The organism is Methanobrevibacter oralis, from assembly GCF_001639275.1.
Classification (GTDB): domain Archaea; phylum Methanobacteriota; class Methanobacteria; order Methanobacteriales; family Methanobacteriaceae; genus Methanocatella; species Methanocatella oralis.
In genome coordinates this window covers 1-2,692 of record NZ_LWMU01000115.1, presented here as the reverse complement: position 1 = coordinate 2,692, position 2,692 = coordinate 1, and the positions used below count along the sequence as shown (strand labels likewise).

Sequence of the window (2,692 nt, the reverse complement as noted above, 5' to 3'; positions counted from 1 at the left end):
ACATATTGACTCATTTCATTGTTTAACTCTTCTTTACTCATTTTATTAAATAGATTTATTTTTGATTTTCCAGACATAATATATTATTTGTCACTCATCTATAATAAAAGTTTAGTAAATAACTATATAATACATTATTATAGTTATGTTAGATTTTTTGTTTACTAATTTTAGTTTAAATTTATAATAAATTTCTAACATAATTGTTTGAAATAAGTTTAAAAATATGATTTTTGACTTAAAAAAGTGATTTTTTTTATAAAAAACTACTTTTTACATGTATTCAAAATTAAATAGAGGTGAAAAACACATGTTATATAAAAATATGAGTAAATTGTTGTTATTCATTATTTTGTTGATGTCTATATCAGTTGTATCTGCAGTTGATTATTCAACTGATGTAACTCAGGAAATGGGTTTTAATGATTTAGATGCAGTTTCATATTCTAATGATTTAAATGAAGTAATGGGTGATAGAGGTTCTGGTTCATTTACTGATTTACAAACGATTATTGATAATGCGCCTGCAGGATCTACTATAAATCTAGATAAGAATTATGTTTATAATAATGCAACAGATTCTAGTCCTATAAAAATTAATAAAAGAATATCTATAAATGGTAATAATTTCACACTAAATGGAAACAACCAATCAGGTATTTTAGAAATTAGTGGGTATAAACTTTCTAATGTTGTTTTAGATAATATAAATTTTATTAATGGATATTTAAAAGGAAGTAGTGGTGCAGCAATTCGTTCATTATCAGATGACATTGAAATTAAAAATTGTTACTTTGAAAACAACACTGCAACAAAAAATTATGGTGGTGCAATATATTTAAGATATGATCGTGGAATAATTTTTAACTGTTTATTTGTTAATAATACTGCAGATAGTGGTGGAGCTATATATATTTCAAGTAATGGGTTCACGATTAAAAATTCTACATTTAGAAAAAATAATGGAAAAAAAGAGGGTGGATCTGTTTATATATCTTCAAAAGATGTAATTTTGGAAGATTCTACTTTTACTGATAATAATGCTACAAATGGTGGAGCTATTTTTGTTTATACTCCAAATGCAACGATTTCAAATTCTTTTTTTGACAATAATTATGCGAAATATTTTGGTGGAGCTGTATATTACCAAGGAGATAAATGCACACTCAAAAATTCCTTTTTAAATAATAACAAAGCAGTTTATTATGGTGGTGCTGTCTTTTGGATGGGTGCTAATGGAACTATTTCAAATTCTTCTTTTAACAACAATACTGGAAAAAATTCTGGTGGTGCTGTTTATTGGGAGGGTGATAGTGGAATTATTTCAAATTCTTCTTTTAACAACAATACTGGAAAGGAATTTGGTGGTGCTGTTTATTGGATGGGTGATAATGGAACTATTTTAAATTCTTCTTTAAATAATAATAGAATTGATGTTAATAATTGTGGTGCTGTCTTTTGGAGAGGTGCTAATGGAACTATTTCAAATTCTTCTTTAAATAATAATTATGCTGATTATGGTGGTGGTGCTGTCTTTTGGATGGGTGCTAATGGAATTCTTTTAAATTCTTCTTTAAATAATAATTATGCTGATTATGGTGGTGGTGCTGTTTATTGGAATGGTGCTAATGGAATAATTAATAATTTTTATCTAAATAATAACACTGCTTCTCATGGTGGTGCTGTTTATTGGGATGGTGCTAATGGAATAATTAATGGTTCTTTTCTAATTAATAACAAAGCATATAATTTTTATGGTGGTGCTGTCTTTTGGATGGGTGATAATGGAATTCTTTTAAATTCTTCTTTTGACAGTAATACTGCCCAAGTTGATGGTGGTGCTCTTTATTGGATGGGTGATAATGGAATTCTTTTAAATTCTTCTTTTGACAGTAATACTGCCCAAGATGATGGTGGTGCTGTTTATTGGAATGGTGATAATGGTACTCTTTTAAATTCTTCTTTAAATAATAATTATGCTGATTATGGTGGTGGTGGTGCTGTTTATTGGAATGGTGCTAATGGAATAATTAATAATTTTTATCTAAATAATAACACTGCTTCTCATGGTGGTGCTGTTTATTGGGATGGTGCTAATGGAATAATTAATGGTTCTTTTCTAATTAATAACAAAGCATATAATTTTTATGGTGGTGCTGTCTTTTGGAGGGGTGCTAATGGAATTCTTTTAAATTCTTCTTTTGACAGTAATACTGCCCAAGTTGATGGTGGTGCTCTTTATTGGATGGGTGCTAATGGAATTCTTTTAAATTCTTCTTTTGACAGTAATACTGCCCAAGTTGATGGTGGTGCTGTTTATTGGAATGGTGATAATGGTACTCTTTTAAATTCTTCTTTTAATAATAATTCTGCGAAATATTATGGTAGTGCTGTTTATTGGGGTGATAGTAATGGTGAAATTCAAAATAGTTATTTTAATAAAAATAAGGCAAATTTTGCTGCTGCTCTTTTTGTTAGGGGTGATAGTGTTGTAGTTAGAAATGATACTTTTAGTGATAATTCTGCTTATAATGCTGGTGCTATTGTTTTTGGTTCTAATAATATTTTAGTTGATGATTGTCTTTTTATTCGTAATTCTGCTATTAAGTATGGTGGTGGGGCAATTGATGATTTTGGTATGGATTTAAAAAATAATACTATTTCTAATTCTGTTTTTAAAAAGAATTCTGCT

1 protein-coding gene is annotated in these 2,692 nt (G+C 28.2%); it reads left to right on the top strand.

From position 1 onward, the window contains the following. Positions 1 to 310 precede the first annotated feature (310 nt). Positions 311 to 2,692: right-handed parallel beta-helix repeat-containing protein (locus MBORA_RS09325; protein WP_198643707.1), on the top strand; the 2,382-nt coding region annotated here is incomplete at its 3' end.